The sequence below is a fragment of the Rhizobium sp. AB2/73 genome, from assembly GCF_020871915.1.
In the GTDB taxonomy this organism is placed as follows: Bacteria; Pseudomonadota; Alphaproteobacteria; order Rhizobiales; family Rhizobiaceae; genus Rhizobium; species Rhizobium dioscoreae.
In genome coordinates this window covers 103,667-127,075 of record NZ_CP067071.1, presented here as the reverse complement: position 1 = coordinate 127,075, position 23,409 = coordinate 103,667, and the positions used below count along the sequence as shown (strand labels likewise).

The following is a 23,409-nucleotide window of genomic DNA, read 5'->3' as shown; positions in this document are numbered from 1 at the left end:
CGTTGCTCATTCGTATTGCTCCCTGTATCGACGGACGATGTAGAGCGCATAGACGTTGAGGCACAGCGTCAGGCAGAACAGCGTGATGCCGAGGGCGAAGGCGACGAGCGTCTGCGGCGAAGTGAACTCCAGATCGCCGGTCAGCTGATTGACGATCTTCACCGTGACCGTCGTCATCGGTTCGAAGGGATCGAGCTGCATGCGCGCGGCAACGCCTGCAGCCAGTACCACGATCATGGTTTCGCCGATCGCCCGCGACGCGGTCATCAGCAGCGCGCCGACGATGCCCGGAAGGGCGGCCGGCAGGAGCACGCGCTTGACCGTTTCCGACCGCGTGGCGCCAAGCCCGAGCGAGCCGTCGCGCAGCGAGCGCGGCACAGCCATGATGATATCGTCCGACAGCGACGAAACGTAAGGGATGAGCATCACGCCCATGACAAAGCCGGCCGTCAAAACGCTCTGCGCCTCGATGAAGCTTCTGTAGTTTCCGGTCATCAGCCCGTCGATCTCGGCGGAGATATCGCGCAGGAAGGGGCCGACTGTGACAAGAGCGAAGAAGCCGTAGACGATTGTCGGAATGCCGGCCAGAACCTCCAGCATCGGCTTGGCAATGGAGCGGACGCGAGCCGAGGCATATTCGGCCATGTAGATCGCGGCAAACAGGCCGATAGGTACGGCAAAGAGCATGGCGACGAAGCCGATATAGACCGTGCCCGCCAGGAGCGGGATCAGACCGAAAGTGCCCGAGGTCTGCGCGCCCGCGCCGGTGAAGCGCGGGTCCCAGACAGCACCGAAGAAGAACTCGCTGGCCGGCACCATGCTGAAGAAACGCGCCGCTTCCGAAAGCATGGAAACGACAATGCCGACCGTTGTCAGCACCGCGATGGAGGAGGCAACGATCAGGGCTCCGAGGATGACCTGCTCGACCCGGTTGCGGGCGCGAAAACGCGGCGCAATCGCGCGAAGGCCATGGGCCGCGCAAAGCAACGACAGGACGATCGCCGCCGCCGCCATGACCATGCGGCTCAATTCGCGCATGCCATTATATCTATTCGCGGCCTCGATCATGTAGCCCGTGGGGCGCACGGCAAGTGGAACGCCCTTCTGCGCCAGCAGCAACTGAAGATCGGCCTTGCCGCCATCGATATCGGCAAGCTCCTGGCTGTCGAGCATGCGCATGCCGCGGGCGATGCTGCGCACCATGCCGTAGCTGAGATTGAGCTCAGCCGGCGGCAGAGACTGAACCTCCTCGGGAAAGGATTTGGTCACCAGCCGGTCGATGACGATGGGACTGACGATCAGCCAGACGCAGACGAGCGCCAGGGGCGGAAGTACCGCCCATATGGCGGCATAGGCACCGTGATAGCCGAGGCGGGAATGCATGGACGAAGACCTGCCGCCCGACAGCGCAGCCGCCCTCACCCGCCCCAGCACGAAAGCGGAGGCGCCGAAGACCGACAAGCAGAGCAGCAGCAGCGATACACTCATTCCCATTCCCCGGCGAACCCCGGGGCAGCGGAAAGCCGCCCCGGTGCCCGACCCTTCAGCAGTCACATGATCTTCCCGCCCGCGAAATCCTTGCGGATCTGGTCGCGCTCAGCATTCGGCGCCGGCACGAGGCCATATTCCGCCAGCGGGCCGTCCGGTCCGATCATCTGATCGCTCGTGAAGAAATCGACATATTCCTTGAGCCCCGGGACGACACCCAGATGGGCTTTCTTGACGTAGAAGAACAGCGGCCGCGATACCGGATAGGTGCCATCGGCGATCGTCTGGCCCGAGGGTACGATGCCGCTGACGGTGGCGACCTTCAGCTTGTCGGCGTTGTTCTGGAAAAAATACAGGCCGAACACGCCGATGCCATGCTTGTTGGCATTGATGCGGGCCAAGGTCTCGGGATAGTCGCCATCGATATCGACGGCGGCGCCATCCTTGCGCACGGCAATGCATTTCTTGGCCTGCTGAGCGGCGTCGGAGAAGGCTGCCTTGATGACATCGGCCGCGCCGGAAGCCTTGCAGCCGGCGGCAAGCACCTTCTCTTCGAAAACTTCTCGGGTGCCATGCTTCTCGCCCGGAATATAGGCGGCGATTTCAAAATCCGGCAGCGATGGATTGATCTCAGACCACTTCTTATAAGGATTGGCGACGAGCTTGCCATCGACGACGACATCGGCAGCGAGCGCCTTGTAGAGATCGACCGGTTCGAACTTGATATCCGGATTGCTCTTGTCGAAAGCAAAGACGATGCCGTCATAGCCGATCTTGACCTGCTGGATGTCAGCGACACCGGCAGCCTTGCAGGCTGCGACTTCGCTGCCCTTGATGGGACGCGACGAATTGGCGATGTCGATCGAATCCGTTCCCACACCCTTGCAGAATTCCTTCAGGCCGGCTCCGGAGCCGCCGGACTCGACCACCGGGGTCTTAAAGTTGGTGAAGGTCTCGCCGAAGGTTTCGGCCACGATCTTGGCATATGGGAATACGGTCGATGAACCGGCGATCTGAATTTGATCGCGAGCGGTTGCAGTGCCGGCAAGGGCAACCGATGCAACCAGCGCAAGAATGGATATTTTCAAAGCATTCACAACGAATCCCCCTGATGAGCTTTGAAGAGCGCCGAGGTGGAGGCCACATCCACTTTTTCAGCAGTCCATTCTTACTGGCGAAAACACCGCCCTTTTATGTCAGGCGAGTGAAACAATTATGACAGGCTATATGCCTGATATAATTTGGATAAATTGCCACCCAAACCGGGGCAGGTAGAGCTTGTCAGAAGCGAACCGTAAAGTCGGTTCCCTTTCCGACTTCCGACTTGACGATCAGTCTGGCACGATGGCGGGTCAGAATGTGCTTGACGATGGCAAGCCCGAGACCGGTTCCCTTCTTGGACCGGCTATCCTCAACGTTAACGCGATAGAAGCGCTCGGTCAGGCGCGGCACATGTTCCGCGGGTATTCCAGGCCCCTTGTCCGAGACGACGACCTCGACGGCCTGGCCCGCATTATTCAGCAGCGAAACCTCGACCGATTTCCCTTCCTGGCCGTATTTGCAGGCATTCTCGATCAGGTTCTCGAAGACCTGCACCAGTTCGTCTCGATCTCCCAATACCTCCACCTTGCCCGCCGGCAAATGCAGATTGATGCTCACATCGAGATCCCCGGCCAGCGGCAACAGGGAGTCTCGCACATGGCCGAGCAGGGGTACGAGATCCACCTTCTGATCCGGCGCGATATGCGACTTCAGCTCCAGGCGCGACAGCGACAGGAGGTCGTCGACCAGCCTGCTCATGCGAGTCGTCTGGTCGAGCATGATGCCGAGGAAACGCTGCTGCGCCTTCGGATCGGCCTTGGCAGGTCCCTGGATCGTCTCGATGAAGCCGCGCAGCGACGCCAGCGGCGTGCGCAATTCATGGCTGGCATTGGCGACGAAATCGGATCGCATGCGGTCGATGTGGCGCAGCTCCGATATGTCGCGGAAGGAGAGCAGGAAGAGCGCATCTTCCTCCCTGTCGATCTCCGGCAGATCTATCGGTGCGATGCGTACGACATAAACCCGTTCCGAAGGCAGGCGCTCGGAATGTTCGATCTGGTTCGGCGTATTGGTCGCGATGGTCTCGCGCACCATGTCGAGCAGGCCCGGCGAACGCAGCTTCGAGGAAATATGTGCGCCGATCGGAAAGGCACCGAAGGCTTTTTCGACGGCCATGTTCTGTACCAGCACGGACGCCTCTCGGTCGATGATCAGCACTGGCATATCGAGTGCCGCCAGTCCCGCAAAGGCGGTGCGCAACAGGGCTTGCGCATCGACGGGCGGCGCCTCGGCCTGTGACGGCACCTCGACCCGCTCGACGAGCGGCGGGCGAAGCAGCGTGACAATCATGACGATCGCCCAGATCCAGAATACGGCGCCGGTGTTGATGCCTTCGACCAGGGCGAGTGCGGCAATCAGCGTCGCCAGAACGAGGATGGCACTCTCCTGCCGCAGCCGAACTGCCAACCTCCTGACAAATGACCATTCGTCTTCCAACTGCGCCGTCCTTCGCCTGCCATCATAGAACGCTGGATTCCGCGTCTTATCTGCAATTCATGACAGAAGTATTCGGCTCTATCCACAGAAGCCAGTAACTGACAAAAATAAATGTAGCCGGCAAAGGAGGGTAGCCGTAAAGGGCTTGAAACTATTGAACAAAAGTTCCAGTTTCCTGGCCAAGCTTTTTTACCGCTGCCAGCGGTAGGGTTAACGCCGTGTAAACAGCCGAGGAGCCGACATATGGGGGAGAAGACAGAAAGCCGGGCGGTAGAGTTGGATATCCATGGCATCAAGCGCATATTCGATGTCGATGACCCCGTCCTGCCGAGCTGGATCGAAGACGAGGCGCTGACCTCGGGCGGCTATCCCTACAAGAAGAAGCTGAAGGAAGACGAATATCTCGACGAGCTGAAAGCGCTGCAGATCGAACTCATCAAGGTGCAGTTTTGGCTGCAGGCGACCGGCAAGCGAGTGATGGCGCTCTTCGAGGGGCGTGACGCGGCCGGCAAGGGAGGCTCGATCGCCGCGACGTCAGCCCATATGAACCCTCGTCTGGCGCGCGTGGTGGCGCTGACGAAGCCGACCGATCGCGAGGCCGGCCAATGGTATTTCCAGCGCTATGTCGCCCAGTTTCCGACGGCGGGCGAATTCGTGCTCTTCGACCGCTCATGGTACAACCGCGCCGGCGTTGAGCCGGTCATGGGCTTCTGCACGCCGCAGCAATATGAGCAGTTTCTGAAGCAGGCTCCCCGGATGGAAAAGCTCATCGTCCAGGACGGCATCTACTTCTTCAAATTCTATCTCGATATCGGCCGGGAGATGCAGCTAAAGCGTTTCCACGACCGGCGCCACGATCCGCGCGCCGTCTGGAAACTTTCCTCGATGGATATCGCCGCCCTGCCGAAATGGAAGGACTACAGCGAGAAGCGCGACCGCATGCTGAAGGATACGCATACGGACCACGCACCCTGGACTGTCCTCCGCGCCAACGACAAGCGGCGCGCGCGCCTGAACCTTATCCGTCACATTCTGCTGACGCTCGACTATGACGGCAAGGACAAGGAAGCCATCGGCAAGGTCGACGACAAGATTCTCGGCATGGGATCGGCTATCCTCGCCTGACGAGGTCGAGGCATCGCCCCGGGATTATTGCCCGGGCAGGACGCGGATGGCGTAGATATTGACGCCGCGGGCCTTGCCATCGACATCGCTGTTGATGATGAGGCGTCCCGAACCGGTCGGCGCCATGGCGCGATCGAACTTGACCTGGAACAACGAATCCGTTTTTTGCCGGCTGACGGTGAAACGGTGCCGGCCGCAACGACCGAGAGAACCGAAATCGCATTCCACCGTAATCTGCGTCGGCGCATCCGAGGTGGACTGCAATGTCAGCGCGACCGTCGAAGCCTTGCCGGCCATCTGCTGCAGCACATTGACGGGCACCTCGACCGAGCCACTGCCGTCCGGACCGCTGCTGAGCGAGGTCAGCCTCACGGCCGGCCCTTCGTTCTCCGTTACGTTTTCGGCCTTCGATTGCGAGCTGGTGGTAACCTTCGGCGCGTCGGTGGGCTTTAATACCTCCAACCATTCCGCCGAAAAGCTGTTCTGCGGATCGATGGTCGCAAGGCCCGGATTGACCGGACCGCTGTTGTCGTCCTGGTCCGACGTATCGTCATCGTTGCCATTGCCGCTGAAATCCTGAGAATCGATATGCGCCGGCGGATTGGGCACGCTCGTATCCCGCTGGGCGGCCGACATGAGTACACCCGAGGTCTTGATCCACCAGGCACCGACGCCGAGGAAGGCCAGCAGAATGCAGAAGACGAGCAGGCGCGAGAAGAACTTGCGCGGCTTGCGGCGCACGGCCGCCCGCTCCGGCTTGAAATTCATCGACCGCGGCGGCGGTGCATCAGCCGTCGGACGCACATCACTGTCCGCCCCGAGATGATCGGCGGGGCCGGCGCGCATATCGCCGAAATCGTCTTCACGTGCCGCCAGCTCGGCCGAGGTCGGCTCGGGCGGAACGGCCGGGCCTGCCGACATTGGCGGATCGCGTGTTTCTCCGCGCACGCTCATGACTGGCTCCTGCGGTCGTGCCGCTGCCTGCCTTGCATCGGACCTGGGTACGGAAGGAGAAACGTGCGGAGCATCCAGCTCCGGTGAAACCGGCATTGCCTGCATGGGGCGGGCGCGTTCGTCAGCCTCAATCTCGCGGATCGTCGCCTCCAGACGCTGGCGCTGGGCGGCAATGACGTTGATATCGGTTATGTCCTGCTTGCGAAGGCCGGCTTCCAGAGCCTGCCGCGCCGATTGATAGATGCGAGCCCGAATTTCCGGATTGGCGCGATCAGACCGATCCAAGGCGCTTCTGATAGCCGTTTCTAATCCGCTCACATCCGATCCTTTACGCTCACTCGCAACATACGCGCATACTCTACCGATAAGGCAGCCATATTTTCATCATCCGTTAACCGGATTCGGTAACGCCCCGTTTTGCAATACGCAAGCCTCCGGCATGGGTTAAGGGCACTCGGGCGGGGATAAACGGCAAAGACGACGCAAATGGGGTGGAGGTGAGGCAGTAGGCAGTAGGCAGTAGGCAGTAGGCGAAGGTATCGGACCGGGCCGATCAAGCACTATTGTCTATTGCTGCCTTTCCCTGCCTCTTCCACCATCTTCCCCTTTCGACAGACATCTGCTATCCCTTTTGACGTTTTCGTAAACGTCAAAAGGGATGATGTTCATGGCCCTCCCCTCCATTCTGACCGAGCGTCTGCGCCTGCCGGTCGTGGCTTCGCCGCTTTTCATCATCTCGCATCCCGCCTTGACACTGGCCCAATGCAAGGCCGGCGTCGTCGGTTCCTTTCCGGCGCTGAACGCACGCCCGGAAAGCCAGCTCGACGAATGGCTTGCCATGATCACGGAGGACCTTGCTGCACACAATGCCGCAAATCCGGACCGTCCGGCAGCTCCATTTGCGGTCAATCAGATCGTCCATACATCGAACAAACGCCTCGAGCACGATCTGATGCTCTGTGTGAAATACAAGGTGCCGATCGTCATATCCTCGCTCGGCGCCGTACCCGAGGTGAACGCCGCCGTGCATTCCTATGGCGGCATCGTGCTGCATGACATCATCAACAACCGGCACGCCAATTCGGCGATCCGCAAGGGTGCGGACGGGCTGATTGCGGTTGCTGCCGGCGCCGGCGGCCATGCCGGCCAGCTTTCGCCCTTCGCGCTGGTGCAGGAAATCCGCGAATGGTTCGATGGGCCGCTGCTCCTGGCCGGCGCCATCGCCACCGGCGGCGCCATCCTGGCGGCGCAGGCTGCTGGAGCTGATCTTGCCTATATCGGCTCGCCCTTCATCGCCACGGAGGAGGCGCGCGCGGTTGATGCCTACAAGCAGGCGATCGTCGAGGGAACCGCCGCCGATATCGTCTACTCCAACTATTTCACCGGCGTTCTTGGGAATTATCTGAAGCCCTCCATTCGCGCCGCCGGCCTCGATCCGGACAATTTGCCCGAGGCCGATCCTTCCAAGATGGATTTCGAGGCCGCCACGACCGGCGTGAAGGCCTGGAAGGATATCTGGGGGTCCGGCCAGGGTATCGGCGCCGTCAAATCCATCCAGCCCGTATCCGCCCTCGTCGACAGGCTTGAGAGAGAATACCAACAGGCACGCGCCCGACTGGCACTTTGATCGGACGCGAAAAGCGGTACTTTTTTCACAAGCATCTCGCTTTTTTGCCAATTGGCAATTTGAGCGCTTGAAATCTCGCCACATAGACTGTATCAGCGCCATGCAAATCGCGGGGCCGAACCGAATGCGCCGCAGAATGCCGCTTTAGCTCAGTCGGTAGAGCACATCATTCGTAATGATGGGGTCACGTGTTCGAGTCACGTAAGCGGCACCACTTATCCTGTCTGCCCCGAATACCCTCAGCTCTATTCCAGGCATCGCCAGTCCTCAGCAAGTCCGTCCGCCCGCGCCATCGACCGAATTTGCCGCAAGAAGCACCGATACTGACGTGATCGGTCAGCGACCCACTTAGGCGCGATTATGCTGATATCGCAGGCGTGCGAGCGAAGATTGATCACATATGCCTCAAAGCGGCCGGCGGATTAAGAAAGTTAAATGCGCGCCCAGTGGCAAAAGGGCCAAAACAGCCTCTGCCTTGACGGAGTCTGCTACCATGAACATCGTGCCGCACTTCTCTCCCATCCGCGTCATTCGCAACGGTTCCGGTGAAGCGAGGTCCGTAGGCACGGCCGAGGAAGTCTGGAAGACGCTTCTCGACGACTGGCCTTCGGAGGAAGGCGACTGCTTTCTGTCGGCATTGCTCATCTGCATCGACGTCCAGCGCGGCTGGCGAGCGCCTGAGGAAGCGCGCATCGCCTTCATTGCCGCAGCGGCCGAAGCGGGAGTTCCCTTGCTGTCGTGACGGCGCGGATCCGGCCGACGGGGCTGCGGAACATTCCAGCCAACGGCACGTTGACCGCGGAAGGAGAAACTTCATGGCCCAATGGTGGAGCAAACCCGTAATCGTCGAGACCCGCAAAACGGGCGACCGGCTGGTGATATCGAATGCGGAACGCGCCATGGAATACATGGCGAAGGAGTGGCCGACGCTCGAGGACGGGCAAGCCTACAGGACCGCCAGAAAAGCGCTGCTGGACGCGCATGAGGGTAAACTTGACGCAGAGAAAGCCAGGGAGGCCTTCATCGCGGCTTTGCAGGAAGGCGACATCTTTATTTTCGAGGATTGAGCCTGCATCGGCCCATGATCGGCCGGTGTTCAAATGCAGGCGGGAAGCTCCTCGCCAATAGGTCGGCCGCTGCAATCATCTCACGTCAGGCGCCAAACGGCAGCTGCCTTATTGAGCCCGCATCGGCGACGGGGGTGCCTGCCGGCCATAGGCATGACACCCAAAGCGCGGCGCGAACTTTCAGATTCACTTTTCGCGCTTCAGATCTTTGATTTTGTGCATGTCATTGTCGCAAAACCGCTGCGCAATTTTAGGCGACATGCTTCAAAGCCGCTTCAGCGAGAACGAAAAATGCCCGTGGGATTCCAAGGTCATGTATTCGAACTGCCAATGGAAATCCTTGCAGAACTTGGTGCAGGCTTCGACCACGCCATATGGAATGGCATCGACGACATTGCCGGTGCAGAAGTCGTGGCCGGCAATGCGGCCGTCCTGCTTGACCTTGAAGTGGCTGATCTGCAGCTCCTCCAGAGTCGTCTCGTAGCTGTGATTGGTATCGACGTAGACCCAATCGAAAAAGCTGTTGGGAAATTCAGAAAGCCGGACAGTGGAGTAGCCCTGGACGATGCGCAGGCGGCCTTGATCCAATGCGCCGCGGAATTTTGACCTGATCTGCTCCAGGCCCTCCTGATAGCGGGGCGTATCCCACGCGTCGATCAGGTAAAGCTCTCGCGGCGCGTTCTTTTCAAATATCTCGGCGGTGAAATCGCCGAAAGCCGCGCCGATCTCGGCGCAGACGCCGCCATGCGGCAGGCGGTGCAGCAGCTCGCCGCGATCGGGCAGCAGCCTGGCATTTTCCATGTGATGCAGGCCGAGCTGCGTATGCGGCATGCCGCTCTTGTACTGAAATCTCGAGTCGCGCGTTTGCATTTGGCAGCGGATACCTTCGGTATTGGCTGAAGGGCAGATCGCATAGACGACCTGCTTCTGGACCGTGGATGCTGCAAGTCTTGGCATTCATGGCTTGCGTCAGGCATTCGAGCCGATCGCAAATGCCGGCCTGCGAGACGGGCCCCTCTTTCGAAACGCTCCATCGACGGTTGCAAATGGGTCGGCCGCCGGCAACGAAACAGCTTTTGCTCGCAATCCGTTGAATGCATGCGATTAGCACAACCAAAGATTCAGCTTTTGGTGGTTCCGTGCGCCTTGGGATCATACTCTGAGGATGCATCATGAAAATTGCCGTTGGCGTTGCGACATGCGGTCGCAAGGCGATTCTGGGGGCGATGATCGATAGGCTTGCCGGACAGGCGCGCAAGCCGGATCATCTCTTCCTGTGCCCGGTCAAGAATGACGACATCGATACGGAGCGCTTACGTTCCGCGCCTTTTCCAGTGACGATCGTCTCCTCACCGCAGGGAAGCTGCCCGCAGCGCAATGCCATCATCGATGCGGCCGTCGGCATGGATGTGGTCGTATTCTTCGATGACGATTTCTTCCCGGCAACGAACTATCTCGCCGAAACGGAAGCCCTGTTCGAGGCGGATGAGGAGATCGTCGTGGCGACCGGCGAAGTCGTCCGCGACGGTATCCTTGGACCAGGCCTGACGGCGGACGAGGCGGACGAGGCGCTCGCCGCCGATGCCACGCCCTTTCCGGCGCCATTTATCGAGGACACGCACAACGCCTATGGCTGCAACATGATTTTCCGCCGGAAGCAGATGCTCGCAAACGGCATCTATTTCGACGAGGATCTGCCGCTCTATGCCTGGCAGGAGGATGTGGATCTGTGTCGGCGGCTACGTCCTTTCGGCAAGATCGTCAAGTTCAACCGCCTGCGCGGCGTCCATCTCGGGGTCAAGGCCGGGCGCACATCGGGTCTGCGCCTTGGGTACTCCCAGGTCGCCAATCCGCTCTATCTCGTCAAAAAGCGCTCGGTCTCGCTGAAATGGGCGCTGAAGCTGATGGGCGGCAATATCGCCTCGAATGTTGTCGGCTCTGTCAACCCACCGCCCTATATCGACCGGCGCGGGCGCCTGCAGGGCAATCTCCTCGCGGTCGGCCATCTGCTGAGCGGATCGCTCGATCCGAAATACATCAACCGGATGTGAACGCCGCAATCGGGCAAGAATCCCATGCGCGATAAAAATTGAAGTTCGGCGTTCGGACGAACCTGTTCCGTGGTAATGGTTGAAACCGGCCGCACATCCGGTGGCCTCCGTTATCCTCCATCCGTATTGAATATCGCTTCAAGGACATCTCCATGATTCACGTACTCGCCATCCTCACCGCCCATCCCGGCAAGCGCGCCGAAGTGCTCGAAGCGTTCCAGGCGAATGTTCCGGCCGTCCACGCCGAAGACGGCTGCATCGAATATACCGCCGTCGTGGATGTCGAAGGGGCCGATCCGGCTTTTGGGCCTGACACCTTCGTCGTTGTCGAGAAATGGGAAAGCCTGGCGGCGCTGAAGGCGCATGCCGCCTCCGCGCATATGGCCGCCTATGGCGAAAAGGTGAAGCATCTGATGGCCGAGCGCGCCGTTCACGTCCTGAACCCGGCGTGAACCTGTTGCTGCCGGGCAGCTTATGATGTCATCATGAAACGGCGCCCCGGAGGCGCCGTTTGCCAGCGGCCAGGCCGTCAATTGTGCGAGAAGTGCGGCTGGCTGTAATAGCGCCAGTGGCCACCGCCGCCGTGCCATCCGCGATGGCCGCCGGCATACCAGCCGTGATGGTACCCGCGCCCGCCATACCAACCGTGGTGGTGGCGATAGCCGCCATAGCCGCCGAAAACACCGAATACCCCTAAGGGATAGTAGGGCTGGTAATAACCGTAGTAGGGTCGGTCATAGCCATAATACGGCGCGTAATAGCCGTAATAGGGGCGATAATAGTGATGGCGGTAATAGTAGTGGTGGTGATAATGCCGATGGACGACCATCCGATGGTGATGCCCATGGTGATGAGGACGCGCCTCGGCGTAGGTTGCCGGCAACACGACCATACCTAGCGCGACCAGCGCTGTTGCCAGAATTTTCATTTCCAGCCTCCTTCAATGCCGGACGTAAACGCTACTCGTATTACTCGCGTCCTCCGGACGATACAGTAAACGCAACAACGCCTTCGAAAGTTCCGTTATCCCTTGGAGAGCAGGCGTCTTCGCGACATCGCCATAGGTCCGTTTAAGCACGATCACGCGCTTGTCGGCTGATGGTTTCAACCGGTATCGTCAAGACGGAATGAGGAGGACGCAAGGGATGGAACAGTCGCAAAAACGGCGCCCCAGGGCGCCGTTTTCATACCTCCCGCAGCCATCAGGCATGCGAGAAATGCGGCTTGCTGTGCCAGCGATGATGGCGATGTCCATGGCGCCATCCTTCATGGCGATGCCAGCCATGATGATGAGGGCGATATTCACGATAATGGTGGTTATGCCAGCGGTGGTGGTGATGATCACGCGCCTCGGCATAGGTGGCGGGTAGAACAATAATGCCTAATGCGACGAGCGCAGTTGCAACAATTTTCATCTATAGTCTCTCCTTGGGTGCCGAACGAGCCCCCCGGCTGCGTACGCCCGGACTAACCTAACCCACCTAAACGCGAATATGCCACGTTTGTTCCGCTACCCGCGGGACGACAGCCGCTTTCGTGCCGTTCCTATCTCTCCAACCAGTTCACCAACCGCCTGCTGGATCAACCGGCAGGCTTCCACCGAGGCTTTGCGGCCGTTATGGGCGAGATGATAGGACAGCGGCAATATCTCATCCGGATCGACGATGCGGACCTTGTCGGCGATCGGAAGCGCGCTGACCCGGCCGAGAAATGACACATAGCCGTGATTGGCAACGAGGTCCACGATGACGGGCAGCGAGTCGGCCGAGGTGATGTCGCGGCCGCGAAACCGGCGGCGGTCGCGGCTGTCATAGCCGAACGCCGTCGCGGCATTGCCGATACCGGTCCGGGGGCTCGGCACGCAGAGCGGATGATGTTCGACGAGCGCGGCGAATGTCTGCTCCGTGCTGTCGGGCGGCGCAATCGCCACCATGTCCGTTGCGACAAGCTCCATATGTTCGAAAGCGTCTAGGCCAAATACGGAATCGACGATGGCGACATCGATGCGGCCGGAGCGAAGCGCCTCGCGCAGATCATCGGCGGTCATCAGCGACAACGATAGCATGTTGCGATTGCCCCCGATGTTCCAGCGTGACACCAGGCTTGCCAGCGAGCGGGCAACCCAGCTTTCCGAACCGGTTGGAATGATCGAGCCGATGCGGACCGCTCGCGCTGTGCGCTGAAAGCGTTCGTCCGCCGCCGCCTTCATCTCGTCCCAGGCCTGCGCAATGGCGGAGAGGATGCCATGAACTTCCTGGCCGGCTTCCGTCAGCACAGAACCCTGCGCCTGCCGCGCAAACAGGCGGCAGCCGAACAATTCCTCCAGATTAGCGATCTGCAACGAAAGCTGCGGCTGACCAAGGCGCAGGCGGCGGGCAGCGCGATTGATGCTGCCCTGATCGGCCACCTCAAGAAAGCGTTCGACGGTGGCAATCTTCAACGGCAGGCGTGCGGCCCATTGGTCATAGTCCCCGGGCGCCGGCGGTTCCTTCATCAGGGCGGAAAGCTGGCGCATGCCCGCGAGAATGGGCTGCAGCCCCTTCTGAACCTTCGAACTTGCCAGAAGGGTCGCAAGCTCGCCAGAGGCGCGCTCGACAAGCTTCATGGCAAGCTCGGTCTCGAGCCGGCGCAGCGCACCAGAGACGGTCGACGCTGAAAAAGACAGCCGCCGCGCAGTTTCCCTCACCGAGCCAATGGAGAACACCATATCGGCCACGAACAAAGCACCGAGATACAAATCCCATCCCCTTATCCGCAGCACGCATCCTGGCTCGGCCGCGAGAAGATCAACAATATCCCGACGATATGTCGTGTTCTCGAAAAAAGATATCCCTAAGCCGAAAAGCGGCAGCTATCGTTCCCTTGCCGCCTTACCGATCCAGCCGCAAAAATGAGATCGGAACAGCGCCAAACGGGTAAGGGGAACAAAAACAAACGCACTTGCCCCCGAAAAAAGAAATCCAATTTCGCGCGAATGTCGAGTACGCTCGTCATAATCGCGCGACTGCAACGGGTATCCGAGGCGCATCGACTTTTCCGCGATGAGCGCTACCTGCCTGAAGCAGCCACGAATTCGCCTGTGGGCTGACCGCCCGCTCCAAGCCTGCGCCTGCCTGGACTGCGGCGGGCAAGCAGAAGAACGATTTAACGGGGTACAAAGGGAAACATCATGTTCAAGAAGCTTGCACTTGCCGCCACGCTGACGGCTCTCCTTGCCAGTGGCGCCAGCGCCGCCGACGTCGTCGTCTCCTCGAAGATCGACACCGAAGGCACTCTGCTCGGCAACATCATCCTCGCGGCGCTCAATGCCAACGGCATCAAGGCGCAGGATCGCATCGCTCTGGGCACGACGCCGGTCGTGCGCAAGGCGATTACCGCGGGCGAAATCGACATCTATGCCGAATATACCGGCAATGCCGGCTTCTTCTTCAACAAGGCCGACGATGCGGCCTGGAAGAACCTGCAGCAGGGTTATGACCTGGCCAAGAAGCTGGATTATGACGCCAACAAGATCGTCTGGCTGACGCCCTCGCCCGCCAACAACACCTGGGCGATCGCCGTGCGCAGTGACGTCGCCGGCCCGGCCAAGTTGAAAACCATGTCGGACTTCGGCAAGTGGGTTGCCGGCGGCGGCTCTGTGAAGATCGCAGCCTCTTCTGAATTCGTCAATTCGCCGGCGGCCCTGCCGGCCTTCGAAACCACCTATAGCTTCAAGCTGAAGCCGGATCAGGAAGTGGTGCTTTCGGGCGGCGATACTGCGGCGACGATCAAGGCTGCGGCCGACCAGACCAACGGCGTCAACACCGCCATGGTCTATGGCACCGACGGCGCCATCGAAGCCGCCGAACTGACCGTGCTCGAGGACGACAAGAGCGTGCAGCCGGTCTATGCGCCGACGCCGATCATCCGCGAGGCCGTGCTGAAGGCCAATCCGAAGATCGAAGAGGTTCTGGCTCCGATCTTCAAGGGTCTGACCGCCGACGTGCTGCGCAAGCTCAACGGCCGCATCCAGGTCGATGGCGAGCCCGCCAAGGCTGTTGCCGAATCCTACCTCAAGGACAATGGCTTCCTGAAATAAGGCATTGACGCTGCTCTCGAGCATGATGCCGAAAAGTGTCAATCGTTTTCGGACGACATCATGCTCTACTCCTCTGGTTCCGGAGCGGATTCAGATTTTAGGTCTAGCAGACCTAAAATCATCCGTTCCGGCGGCTCCATTTTGATAAGGTGGAGCCGCGGACATTCGAATGGGCATGATCTTGTCCGAACCCGCCTTGTATTTTGGGCTCATGCGCTGACGGAGCTTGCCTGATGGAAGATGCGCTAGCGGTCCGCAGAGTGGACCGTCTCGGAGTGGTATTGGTGGCCGGCGGCGTGCTGGCAACGGCCTGGATGCCGTTCATCATCGTCAAGGCAAACCGCATCGCCGCCGGCAAGCCACAACTGCTGACGCAGCTCATTGCCCAGCCGTCCGCGCTATGCCTGCTCGTCCTTCTGGCCGCAGCCGCGCTCGCCGCGCTTTTCCTGCGCAACCAGGTCATTCGCCTCGGGATCGCAACACTCGCGATCGCCATGCTGATCGTGACCCTCGGACTGGTCTCGACGGCCGCGACGCCTGCGGGCAGCACCGTGGCACGTATTACGCCCGGCGGCTGCTTCTGGGTGCTGCTCGCCGTAGTGGGATTGATGATTTCGGATGCGCTGGTCAAGCTGCGGCTGACACCTTGGCTGCGGGTCGCAGCGCTGGTAGTTTATGCAGCGCTGCTTGCCATCGTCCTGCGCTCCGGCCTGCTCAACAATCTCTCGATCATGAAAGAATACGCCAACAATGCCGACAAGTTCTGGCACGAGGCGCTCGGCCATGTATTCCTGTCTCTGGGTTCAGTCGCCATCGCCATCGTGCTGGCGCTGCCGCTCGGCATCTTCTGTTATTGGCAACCTGGCATCCGGGCCGTGGTACTGCGGGCGCTGAGCCTGGTGCAGACCATCCCCAGCCTTGCCCTCTTCGGCATTCTCATGCTGCCGCTCGGCTATATCGCCGCCAACGTGCCTTTCGCCGCCGAGATCGGTGTCAAAGGCATTGGCGTGGCGCCGGCGCTGGTGGCGCTTGTCATCTATTCGCTGCTGCCGATCGTCGCCAACACCGTCGTCGGCCTTGCCGGCGTCGATCCTTCCGTGCGCGATTCCGCCGCAGGCATGGGCCTGACGCGCCGGCAGATCCTGACCGGCATCGACCTGCCGCTCGCCTTTCCCGTCATTCTCACGGGCATCCGTATCGTGCTGGTGCAGGCGATCGGCCTCGTGACCGTGGCGGCATTGATCGGCGGCGGCGGCTTCGGCCTCTTCATCTTCCAGGGCATCGGCCAGACAGCCAATGACCTCGTGCTGCTCGGCGCCGTGCCGACGGTCTTTCTCGCCTTCTCATCGGCCGTCATCCTCGATGCGGTCATCGACAGCATCCGGGGACAACGCGCATGACCAGCATGATCGAGCTCAAGGGCGTCACCAAGCGGTATGGCAACGCAACGGTCGTCGACAATGTCAGTATGAGCATGGAGAAGGGCACGATCACCGTCATCGTCGGCACTTCCGGCTCCGGCAAATCGACGCTGATGCGCATGATCAACCGGCTGGTGCCGATATCGGGGGGCCACATCTCCGTTGCCGGCGAGGACATCATGAATGTGCCGGCGACCGAGCTTCGCCGCCGTATCGGCTATGCCATTCAGGGGCACGGGCTCTTTCCGCATCGCACCGTTGCGCAGAATATCGCTACCGTCCCCGAGCTGCTCGGCTGGGAAAAGACGCGCATCGACGGCCGTGTCGAAGAGCTCCTCAACCTCTTCCATCTCGATCCCGGCACCTTTGCCGGCAAATATCCAAGCCAGCTTTCCGGTGGCCAGCAGCAGCGCGTCGGCGTCGCACGCGCGCTTGCAGCGGAACCGGAATTGCTGCTGATGGACGAGCCCTTCGGCGCACTCGACCCGGTCATCCGCGGCAAGGCGCAGGACGACCTGCTCGCCATCCAGAAGCAGTTCGGCACGACCATCGTCCTCGTCACCCATGATATGGACGAGGCCTTTCATCTCGGCGACCAGATCGCCGTCATGAGCGGCGGCAAGCTGCTGCAATGTTCCGAGCCTGAGAAGATCCTGACCGAGCCGGCCGATCCCTTCGTGCAGCAGCTGACCGGCACATCCGACCGTGCCTTGAAGCTGATGTCGCTGCTTCCGCTGAAGGAAAGCATGCAGCCGCCGCGGGCCGGCCTCGGCTACAGCCTGCCGCAGACCCTCAATCTTCGTGACGCCCTAGCCGAACTGATCTGGCAAGGCAAGGACGAGGCCGCTGTCGAGGACGAGCGCAAGGTGCCCGTTGGCTCGATCTCGATCCAGCACCTGATCGAGCTGGGCCGCAAAGCATGAGATTTCTCGCCGCCAATCTCTTTCGCCTGCTGGCGCTGGCGCTGCTGCTGGTGATGCTCTTCCGTCCGGAATGGCTGATACCTGTTCTGGCGCCGCTGACCAAATTCGGGGCGTCTCCGATCTATACGCAGAACAGCCTGCCGAGCCTGGCGCTCAGCCATCTCGAGCTGATCCTTGTCTCGATCGCCGCAAGCGGGATCCTGGCCGTGCTTGGCGGTATCTTCGTCACGCGGCCGATCGGCGCCGACTTCCTGCCGCTGTCGCGGGCGATCGCCAATGCTGGCCAGACCTTTCCGCCCGTTGCCGTGCTGGCGCTTGCGATCTCGACCACCGGCTTCGGTGCGGTGCCGACATTCATCGCGCTGTTTCTCTATGCGCTGCTGCCGATCTTCGAGAACACAGTAGCCGGGCTGCAGCAGGTACCCGCCTCGGTGCTCGATGCCGCCGACGGCATGGGCATGAACGGCTGGCAGCGGCTCTTCCGCGTCGAGCTGCCGCTCGCCCTGCCGCTGATCATTGAAGGGTTGAAGATCGCGACCGTGATCAATATCGGCACGGCGACGATCGGCTCCACCGTCGCCGCCAAGGGGCTGGGTGAAGTCATCATTGCCGGGCTCATCAACGACAACACCGCCTTCATCCTGCAGGGCGGCCTGATCGTCGGCCTGATGGCGGTGCTGATTTATGACGGCATGGAGATGATCGAGCGGTCGGTCACCAGCAAGATCGGCCTTCAACCTCATTGAGCTCGACGCCGATCACAGCTTCCCATCCTTGCCTTCGCCTGACGGCAAGGATGCGCCGGGCAGGTAAAGCGAAATCGGTCTGACTTCATAAACGGCGGTGGGATTGACGCGGCGTAACTCGCGCGCGGCCTCCACCGCGCCCTCAATCGTCGGAAAATCGACGATGTAGAAGCCGAGCAACTGTTCCTTGGTTTCTGCAAACGGCCCATCGATCACCATGCCCGCACCCTTCCCCCGCAAGGTGACGGCGTTCTGGGTCGATCCGAGACGCGCAGCCGGCCCCAGCGATTTCTGCGCGACCATGCGGTCATTGATCTCCAAAAGCTCCTTCATGAGCGCGGTATCCTCCTCCTTGCTCCAGGATTCGACGATACTTTCCTCGTGGTAGGCCAGAATGGCGTAGTACATGGATTCTCCCCTTGAGCCCTATGCTTGAGCGCCAGGAGTTAAGCAGACCGATCGCAATCCGGGAACACCGGATCTATGCCCGGCTGGAGATATGTCGAGTTTCCCCATACTTGCCTTCACTGGCTACCGATGGCATTGGCTGCAATGATATGTCCCGCTGATTTATGGAGGCACCGATGGCCAAGATGATTCACTCGATGATCCGCGTGCTGGACGAGGCGCGCTCGATCGAATTCTACGACAAGGCTCTCGGCCTGAAGGTTGCCGACCGGATTGCCTTCGAGACCTTCACCCTAATCTATCTCAGCAATGCCGAGACCGGGTTCGAACTCGAATTGACTGTCAATCAGGGCCGCATCGAGCCTTATGCGCAAGGGGATGCCTATGGCCACCTCGCAGTTTCGGTCTCAGAACTGAAGGATGAGCATGCGCGCATGACCAAACTCGGGCTCAACCCCGGCAAGATCATCGAACTCAATCGTGATGGGAAGCTTTTTGCATTGCTGTTCTTCGTCACCGACCCCGATGGTTACAAGATCGAGGTGGTGCAAAGGCTTGGGCGGTTCAACTAGCCCAAACAAGGAGCGAGCCCCGCATCGGCGGGGCATCCGGCAGTTCCGCCAGCGCGCTCACATCCAGTAGGGCGGCACGCCAAAATAATCGTGGCTCTTGTGGCCATGATTCTTATGGTCGTGGTCGTCCTTGACGGCGAAGCGGCACGCCTTTTCGATGTCGTTCTTGGTCATGCTGACGCGATAGCCATCAATGTGGGCATCGTAGCGCAGCTTCTCCCACGGCAGCCGGTAGTGCTCCTGACCGATGCCGAAGAAACCGCCGAAGCTCAGAATGACGAAAGCGATGCGTCCATCACTTTTTTCCAGCATCAGCCGCTCAATATGACCAATCTGTTTGCCGTCCGAGCCGTATACTCTCGACCCTTCGACGCGATCGCAGGCGACCAGCATCGACATGTCCTTGATGTAAAGGTCACGACCCGAAAAATCGGCACTCTCTTTATGCATATGCGCACCTCCTTTTGGATACGCGTCACATAAACTAGGGAGCGTCCGATCTGCTCTTTGGGGCAGCACGATGCTCCGATGGGTTTAAACCCACGGCACTATTAACGCTCCGTTGTCATAAAAGTTCCAGTACTTTTTTCAGCATTGTAAAAAAACGTGAGCGCAAGACGATTATTGACGTTTACGTCAAGGTTATTGTAGCTTCGGTTGCGCTCCAATGATTTCGTTGAGAGCAAAGACTGCGGCGATGTGAAAAGCGGGAGACTTTTTGATCGTCCAATGACACTCTGCATAGCCGCCGCATATGACGGCGGGGCGTGGTGATGGTGCGTAGAGGAGGAAATGCGCATGAATTCAGTCTCCGCTCCTTCGGATAGACCGCAGGTCAAGAAAATATGGCTCGCCTCCTATCCGGATATCGTACCGGCAGAGCTGCCGCCGCTGGAACATGCATCGCTCGCCGAACTGCTGGAGGAAAGCTGCGCGCGCTATGCCGACAGACCCGCCTTCACCAGCATGGGCAAATCCATCACCTATCGCGATCTCGATCTGCAGACGTGCAAGATTGCCGCCTGGCTGCAAAGCCTCGGCCTGCAGAAGGGTGATCGCGTTGCCGTCATGATGCCGAACGTGCTGCAAAATCCGATCGCAGTTTATGGCATTCTTCGCGCCGGGCTGGTCGTCGTCAACGTCAACCCGCTCTACACGCCACGCGAACTCGAACATCAGCTGCGCGATTGCGGCGCCAAGGCGATCTTCGTTCTGGAAAACTTCGCCCATACGGTCGAGCAGGTTCTGGCCCATACGGATGTACGCCATGTCGTCGTTACTGCGCTTGGCGACATGCTCGGCGCCAAGGGTCACGTTGTCAACTTCATCGTTCGCAAGGTGAAGAAGCTGGTTCCAGCCTGGTCCATTCCCGGCCATCGCAGTTTCAAGAGCGTAATCGCCGAGGGCTCGCGTCTGCCCCTGAAGCTATCGGAACTGACCGGCAGCGACATCGCCTTTCTGCAATATACCGGCGGCACGACCGGCATCGCCAAGGGCGCGATCCTCACCCATGCCAATCTGCTCGCCAACCAGCTGCAATTGCTGCTCTGGCTCCAATCCGCCTATATCAACAAGCCGCGCCCGGAGCAGCTGACCTTTGTCTGCGCCTTGCCGCTCTACCATATCTTTGCGCTGACGGTGAATTCGCTGATGGGTATGTCGCTCGGCGGCCATAATGTGCTGATCGCCAATCCACGCGACATACCGGCCTTCATCAAGGAGCTCGGCAAATACAAGTTCGACATGTTCCCCGGCCTGAACACGCTGTTCAACGCGCTAATGAACAATCCGGAGTTTAGCAAACTCGACCTGTCCAATACCGCAACGCTTGCCGGCGGCATGGCGGTGCAGCGGCCAGTCGCCGAACGGTGGCAGAAGATGACGGGCGCCTGGATCACGGAGGGCTACGGTCTTTCCGAGACGTCGCCGGTTGCCAGCGCCAATCGTTTCGACAGCCCCGAATTTACCGGCACGATCGGCCTGCCGATTACGGGCACCGATTTCGATATTCGCGACGAGAACGGCAATTCCCTGCCGCTCGGCGAAGTCGGCGAAATCTGCATTCGCGGGCCGCAGGTCATGGCAGGCTACTGGAAGCAGCCGGCAGAGACCGCGCGCGTGATGACGCCGGACGGCTTCTTCCGCAGCGGCGACATGGGCTTCATGGACGAGCGCGGCTACACCAAGATCGTCGATCGCAAGAAGGATATGATCCTGGTCTCGGGCTTTAACGTCTATCCGAACGAGATCGAGGAAGTCGCCGTCATGCATCCAGGCGTTCTCGAGGCTGCGGCAATCGGCGTGCCCGACCCGCATTCCGGCGAAGCGGTGAAGCTCTTCATCGTCAAGAAGGATCCGGCTTTGACGGAGGCCGACGTCAAGGCCCATTGCGCGGAAAACCTTACCAACTACAAGCGTCCGCGCTTCATTGAATTCCGCACCGAATTGCCGAAATCGAATGTCGGCAAGATCCTGCGTAAGGAGTTGCGCGGCTGACATAATTCGATGTCATTCAGGAAGCCGCTCGTGTTTTTTCACGAGCGGCTTTTTTCGTTTTGGGCGATAGGTGAACTTGATTTACGCCCTACATAGGGAATAGTTTTCGCGACCAATCTCAAAGCGCCTGGCCCGGTTTTGAAGGCCAGCAGCGCGAACCGCAAGGAGCCTCCCATGAACGCCCTCGTCGACCAACTGAAGAGCACCGCATCGGCAACGAAGGCCACGGATATTCGCTCCGCCTTCGCCGCCGATCCGAAACGCTTTTCCCGCTTCAGCGCCTCGTTCGACGACCTGTTGATGGATTACTCAAAGACGGCTGTTAACGACGATATCCTCGCCCTGCTCGAGAAGCTCGCAGCCGAGGGCGGCGTTGCGGCCAAGCGCGAGGAAATGTTCACGGGCGTCGCCATCAACTTCACCGAAAATCGCGCCGTGCTGCACACTGCGCTGCGCAACCGCTCGAACAAGCCGGTACTCGTCGACGGTAAGGATGTCATGCCCGACGTTAACGCGGTTCTCGCCGCCATGGGCAAGTTTGCCGACGGCATCCGCTCGGGCGCGCTCAAGGGCTCCACGGGCAAGGCGATCACCGATGTCATCAACATCGGCATCGGCGGCTCCGATCTCGGGCCGGTCATGGCAACGCTGGCGCTCGCCCCCTACCACGACGGCCCACGCTCGCATTTCATCTCCAACATCGACGGCGCCCATATCGCCGATATCCTGAAGCTCGTTAAGCCGGAAACGACGCTCTTCATCGTTGCTTCGAAGACCTTCACGACTATCGAGACGATGACGAACGCCCAGACGGCGCGCAAGTTCATCGCCGACGCGCTCGGCGAAGCCGCCGTGCAGCACCACTTTGCCGCCGTTTCGACGGCGCTCGACAAGGTCGCCGCCTTCGGCATCGACAGCGAGCGCGTCTTCGGCTTCTGGGATTGGGTTGGCGGCCGCTATTCGATCTGGTCGGCGATCGGCCTGCCCCTGATGATCGCGATCGGCCCGGAAAACTTCGGCAAGTTCCTCGATGGCGCGCATGCGATGGACAACCATTTCCGCCAGGCGCCATTCAAGGAAAACCTGCCGATGCTGCTCGGCCTCATCGGCTTCTATCACCGCAACGTGCTCGGCTATCCGACGCGTGCGATCCTGCCCTATGACCAGCGCCTGTCGCGCTTCCCGGCCTATCTGCAACAGCTGGATATGGAATCGAACGGCAAGGGTGTCACCATCGACGGCACGCCGGTCGAAGGCAATTCTGGCCCAGTCGTCTGGGGCGAGCCCGGCACCAACGGCCAGCACGCCTTCTATCAGCTCATTCATCAGGGTACGAGCATCATCCCGGCCGAATTCATGATTGCCGCCAACGGCTTCGAGCCGGAACTGCGCCACCAGCACGACCTTCTGATGGCCAACTGCCTGGCGCAGTCGGAAGCGCTGATGAAGGGCCGCACCTTCGAGGAAGCCAAGGCACAGCTCACCTCCAAGGGCATGGACGACAAGAAGGCCGATTTCATCGCGCCGCACCGCGTCTTCGCCGGCAACCGCCCGTCGATCACTTTCGTCTATGACAAGCTGACGCCCTTTGCGCTGGGACGCCTGATCGCGCTCTACGAACATCGCGTCTTCGTCGAAGGCGTGCTCTTCCGCATCAACTCCTTCGACCAATGGGGTGTCGAACTGGGCAAGGAATTGGCAACGGGCCTGCTGCCCGTCATCGAAGGCAAGGAAAGCGCCGCCGGCCACGACTCCTCGACGCAAGGGCTGGTGGCTGCGCTGGCAAGCCGGGCAAAGTAAGCTGATTATCCACCTCCTCCTTGAGGGGGGAGGTCGCCGCAAGGCGACGGGTGGGGGTGATTGAGCTCTCCGCATCGGAACGACCCAAAGATCACCCCACCTCGGCACGACGTGC

Annotated in this window: 23 protein-coding genes and 1 tRNA gene; 14 read left to right on the top strand and 10 right to left on the bottom strand. The window is 60.2% G+C overall.

Annotation, left to right across the window (positions count from 1 at the left end; all coding sequences use genetic code 11):
• Positions 1 to 6: 6 nt before the first annotated feature.
• The 3 genes from pstC to phoR all read right to left on the bottom strand — a co-directional run bounded on the left by pstC (position 7) and on the right by phoR (position 3,996).
• A complete protein-coding gene (gene pstC, locus I8E17_RS00655) occupies positions 7 to 1,488 on the bottom strand; it encodes a phosphate ABC transporter permease subunit PstC (RefSeq protein ID WP_113367274.1) in 1,482 nt (493 codons plus the stop codon).
• Between the two features lie 62 nt (positions 1,489 to 1,550).
• Complete coding sequence (locus I8E17_RS00650; RefSeq protein ID WP_069611235.1) at positions 1,551 to 2,585, bottom strand: substrate-binding domain-containing protein; 1,035 nt, start codon at positions 2,583 to 2,585, stop codon at positions 1,551 to 1,553.
• Between the two features lie 184 nt (positions 2,586 to 2,769).
• A complete protein-coding gene (gene phoR, locus I8E17_RS00645; protein ID WP_229002059.1) occupies positions 2,770 to 3,996 on the bottom strand; it encodes a phosphate regulon sensor histidine kinase PhoR in 1,227 nt (408 codons plus the stop codon).
• A 273-nt stretch (positions 3,997 to 4,269) separates the two neighbouring features.
• Between phoR and ppk2 the strand changes: the two genes are divergently transcribed.
• Complete coding sequence (ppk2, locus tag I8E17_RS00640) at positions 4,270 to 5,151, top strand: polyphosphate kinase 2 (protein ID WP_069611233.1); 882 nt, start codon at positions 4,270 to 4,272, stop codon at positions 5,149 to 5,151.
• A gap of 24 nt (positions 5,152 to 5,175) precedes the next feature.
• Here ppk2 and I8E17_RS00635 read toward each other — a convergent pair whose 3' ends face one another.
• Positions 5,176 to 6,423 carry a hypothetical protein gene (locus I8E17_RS00635; RefSeq protein ID WP_069611232.1) on the bottom strand — a complete coding sequence of 416 codons (1,248 nt, stop codon included), beginning with the start codon at positions 6,421 to 6,423 and terminating at the stop codon, positions 5,176 to 5,178.
• Positions 6,424 to 6,772: 349 nt separating this feature from the next.
• Between I8E17_RS00635 and I8E17_RS00630 the strand changes: the two genes are divergently transcribed.
• The 4 genes from I8E17_RS00630 (at position 6,773) to I8E17_RS00615 (ending at position 8,799) form a co-directional block, all read left to right on the top strand.
• Positions 6,773 to 7,732 carry a nitronate monooxygenase family protein gene (locus tag I8E17_RS00630; RefSeq protein ID WP_069611386.1) on the top strand — a complete coding sequence of 320 codons (960 nt, stop codon included), beginning with the start codon at positions 6,773 to 6,775 and terminating at the stop codon, positions 7,730 to 7,732.
• Positions 7,733 to 7,870: 138 nt separating this feature from the next.
• A tRNA-Thr gene (locus tag I8E17_RS00625) sits at positions 7,871 to 7,946 on the top strand.
• Between the two features lie 279 nt (positions 7,947 to 8,225).
• The gene (locus tag I8E17_RS00620) at positions 8,226 to 8,474 is read left to right on the top strand and encodes a DUF982 domain-containing protein (RefSeq protein ID WP_069611231.1); all 249 of its coding nucleotides are present in this window, start codon (positions 8,226 to 8,228) and stop codon (positions 8,472 to 8,474) included.
• 73 nt (positions 8,475 to 8,547) lie between these two features.
• A complete protein-coding gene (locus I8E17_RS00615; protein WP_069611230.1) occupies positions 8,548 to 8,799 on the top strand; it encodes a DUF982 domain-containing protein in 252 nt (83 codons plus the stop codon).
• Positions 8,800 to 9,063: 264 nt separating this feature from the next.
• Here the strand turns inward: I8E17_RS00615 and I8E17_RS00610 are convergent, their stop codons facing one another.
• Positions 9,064 to 9,669 (bottom strand): class I SAM-dependent methyltransferase, encoded by a 606-nt coding sequence (locus I8E17_RS00610; protein ID WP_069611385.1) that lies wholly within the window; start codon positions 9,667 to 9,669, stop codon positions 9,064 to 9,066.
• 302 nt (positions 9,670 to 9,971) lie between these two features.
• Here I8E17_RS00610 and I8E17_RS00605 point away from each other — a divergent pair, with 302 nt between their 5' ends.
• Together I8E17_RS00605 and I8E17_RS00600 are read left to right on the top strand one after the other, a co-directional pair.
• Positions 9,972 to 10,850, top strand: coding sequence for a glycosyltransferase (locus tag I8E17_RS00605; RefSeq protein ID WP_069611229.1), 879 nt, complete (start codon positions 9,972 to 9,974; stop codon positions 10,848 to 10,850).
• Between the two features lie 152 nt (positions 10,851 to 11,002).
• Positions 11,003 to 11,302, top strand: coding sequence for an antibiotic biosynthesis monooxygenase (locus I8E17_RS00600; RefSeq protein WP_069611228.1), 300 nt, complete (start codon positions 11,003 to 11,005; stop codon positions 11,300 to 11,302).
• 77 nt (positions 11,303 to 11,379) lie between these two features.
• Here I8E17_RS00600 and I8E17_RS00595 read toward each other — a convergent pair whose 3' ends face one another.
• From I8E17_RS00595 to I8E17_RS00585, 3 genes are all read right to left on the bottom strand, one after another.
• On the bottom strand, positions 11,380 to 11,778 hold the full coding sequence (locus tag I8E17_RS00595; RefSeq protein WP_069611227.1) for a hypothetical protein: 399 nt from the start codon (positions 11,776 to 11,778) through the stop codon (positions 11,380 to 11,382).
• 274 nt (positions 11,779 to 12,052) lie between these two features.
• Positions 12,053 to 12,265, bottom strand: a complete 213-nt coding sequence (locus I8E17_RS00590; RefSeq protein WP_141720026.1) for a hypothetical protein — start codon at positions 12,263 to 12,265, stop codon at positions 12,053 to 12,055.
• Positions 12,266 to 12,360: 95 nt separating this feature from the next.
• Entirely contained in the window at positions 12,361 to 13,587 is a 1,227-nt protein-coding gene (locus tag I8E17_RS00585) for a LysR family transcriptional regulator (RefSeq protein ID WP_069611225.1), read from the bottom strand.
• 432 nt (positions 13,588 to 14,019) lie between these two features.
• Between I8E17_RS00585 and I8E17_RS00580 the strand changes: the two genes are divergently transcribed.
• The 4 genes from I8E17_RS00580 to I8E17_RS00565 all read left to right on the top strand — a co-directional run bounded on the left by I8E17_RS00580 (position 14,020) and on the right by I8E17_RS00565 (position 18,018).
• Entirely contained in the window at positions 14,020 to 14,928 is a 909-nt protein-coding gene (locus tag I8E17_RS00580) for an ABC transporter substrate-binding protein (protein ID WP_069611224.1), read from the top strand.
• A gap of 233 nt (positions 14,929 to 15,161) precedes the next feature.
• The gene (locus I8E17_RS00575) at positions 15,162 to 16,328 is read left to right on the top strand and encodes an ABC transporter permease (protein ID WP_069611223.1); all 1,167 of its coding nucleotides are present in this window, start codon (positions 15,162 to 15,164) and stop codon (positions 16,326 to 16,328) included.
• Complete coding sequence (locus I8E17_RS00570; RefSeq protein ID WP_069611222.1) at positions 16,325 to 17,272, top strand: ABC transporter ATP-binding protein; 948 nt, start codon at positions 16,325 to 16,327, stop codon at positions 17,270 to 17,272. Before I8E17_RS00575 ends, I8E17_RS00570 begins: the two co-directional genes overlap by 4 nt.
• A complete protein-coding gene (locus I8E17_RS00565; RefSeq protein WP_069611221.1) occupies positions 17,269 to 18,018 on the top strand; it encodes an ABC transporter permease in 750 nt (249 codons plus the stop codon). The genes I8E17_RS00570 and I8E17_RS00565 overlap by 4 nt, the downstream gene beginning before the upstream one ends.
• 12 nt (positions 18,019 to 18,030) lie before the next feature.
• Here I8E17_RS00565 and I8E17_RS00560 read toward each other — a convergent pair whose 3' ends face one another.
• Positions 18,031 to 18,426: a YciI family protein gene (locus I8E17_RS00560; protein ID WP_069611220.1), complete on the bottom strand. Its 396-nt coding sequence runs from the start codon at positions 18,424 to 18,426 to the stop codon at positions 18,031 to 18,033.
• 176 nt (positions 18,427 to 18,602) lie between these two features.
• Here I8E17_RS00560 and I8E17_RS00555 point away from each other — a divergent pair, with 176 nt between their 5' ends.
• Positions 18,603 to 18,998 carry a VOC family protein gene (locus I8E17_RS00555; protein ID WP_069611219.1) on the top strand — a complete coding sequence of 132 codons (396 nt, stop codon included), beginning with the start codon at positions 18,603 to 18,605 and terminating at the stop codon, positions 18,996 to 18,998.
• Between the two features lie 57 nt (positions 18,999 to 19,055).
• Here I8E17_RS00555 and I8E17_RS00550 read toward each other — a convergent pair whose 3' ends face one another.
• Positions 19,056 to 19,448, bottom strand: a complete 393-nt coding sequence (locus tag I8E17_RS00550; RefSeq protein WP_069611218.1) for a PRC-barrel domain-containing protein — start codon at positions 19,446 to 19,448, stop codon at positions 19,056 to 19,058.
• A 348-nt stretch (positions 19,449 to 19,796) separates the two neighbouring features.
• Between I8E17_RS00550 and I8E17_RS00545 the strand changes: the two genes are divergently transcribed.
• Positions 19,797 to 21,494, top strand: a complete 1,698-nt coding sequence (locus I8E17_RS00545) for a long-chain fatty acid--CoA ligase (RefSeq protein WP_069611217.1) — start codon at positions 19,797 to 19,799, stop codon at positions 21,492 to 21,494.
• Positions 21,495 to 21,668: 174 nt separating this feature from the next.
• A complete protein-coding gene (gene pgi, locus I8E17_RS00540; RefSeq protein ID WP_069611216.1) occupies positions 21,669 to 23,294 on the top strand; it encodes a glucose-6-phosphate isomerase in 1,626 nt (541 codons plus the stop codon).
• The last annotated feature ends 115 nt before the right edge of the window (positions 23,295 to 23,409 follow it).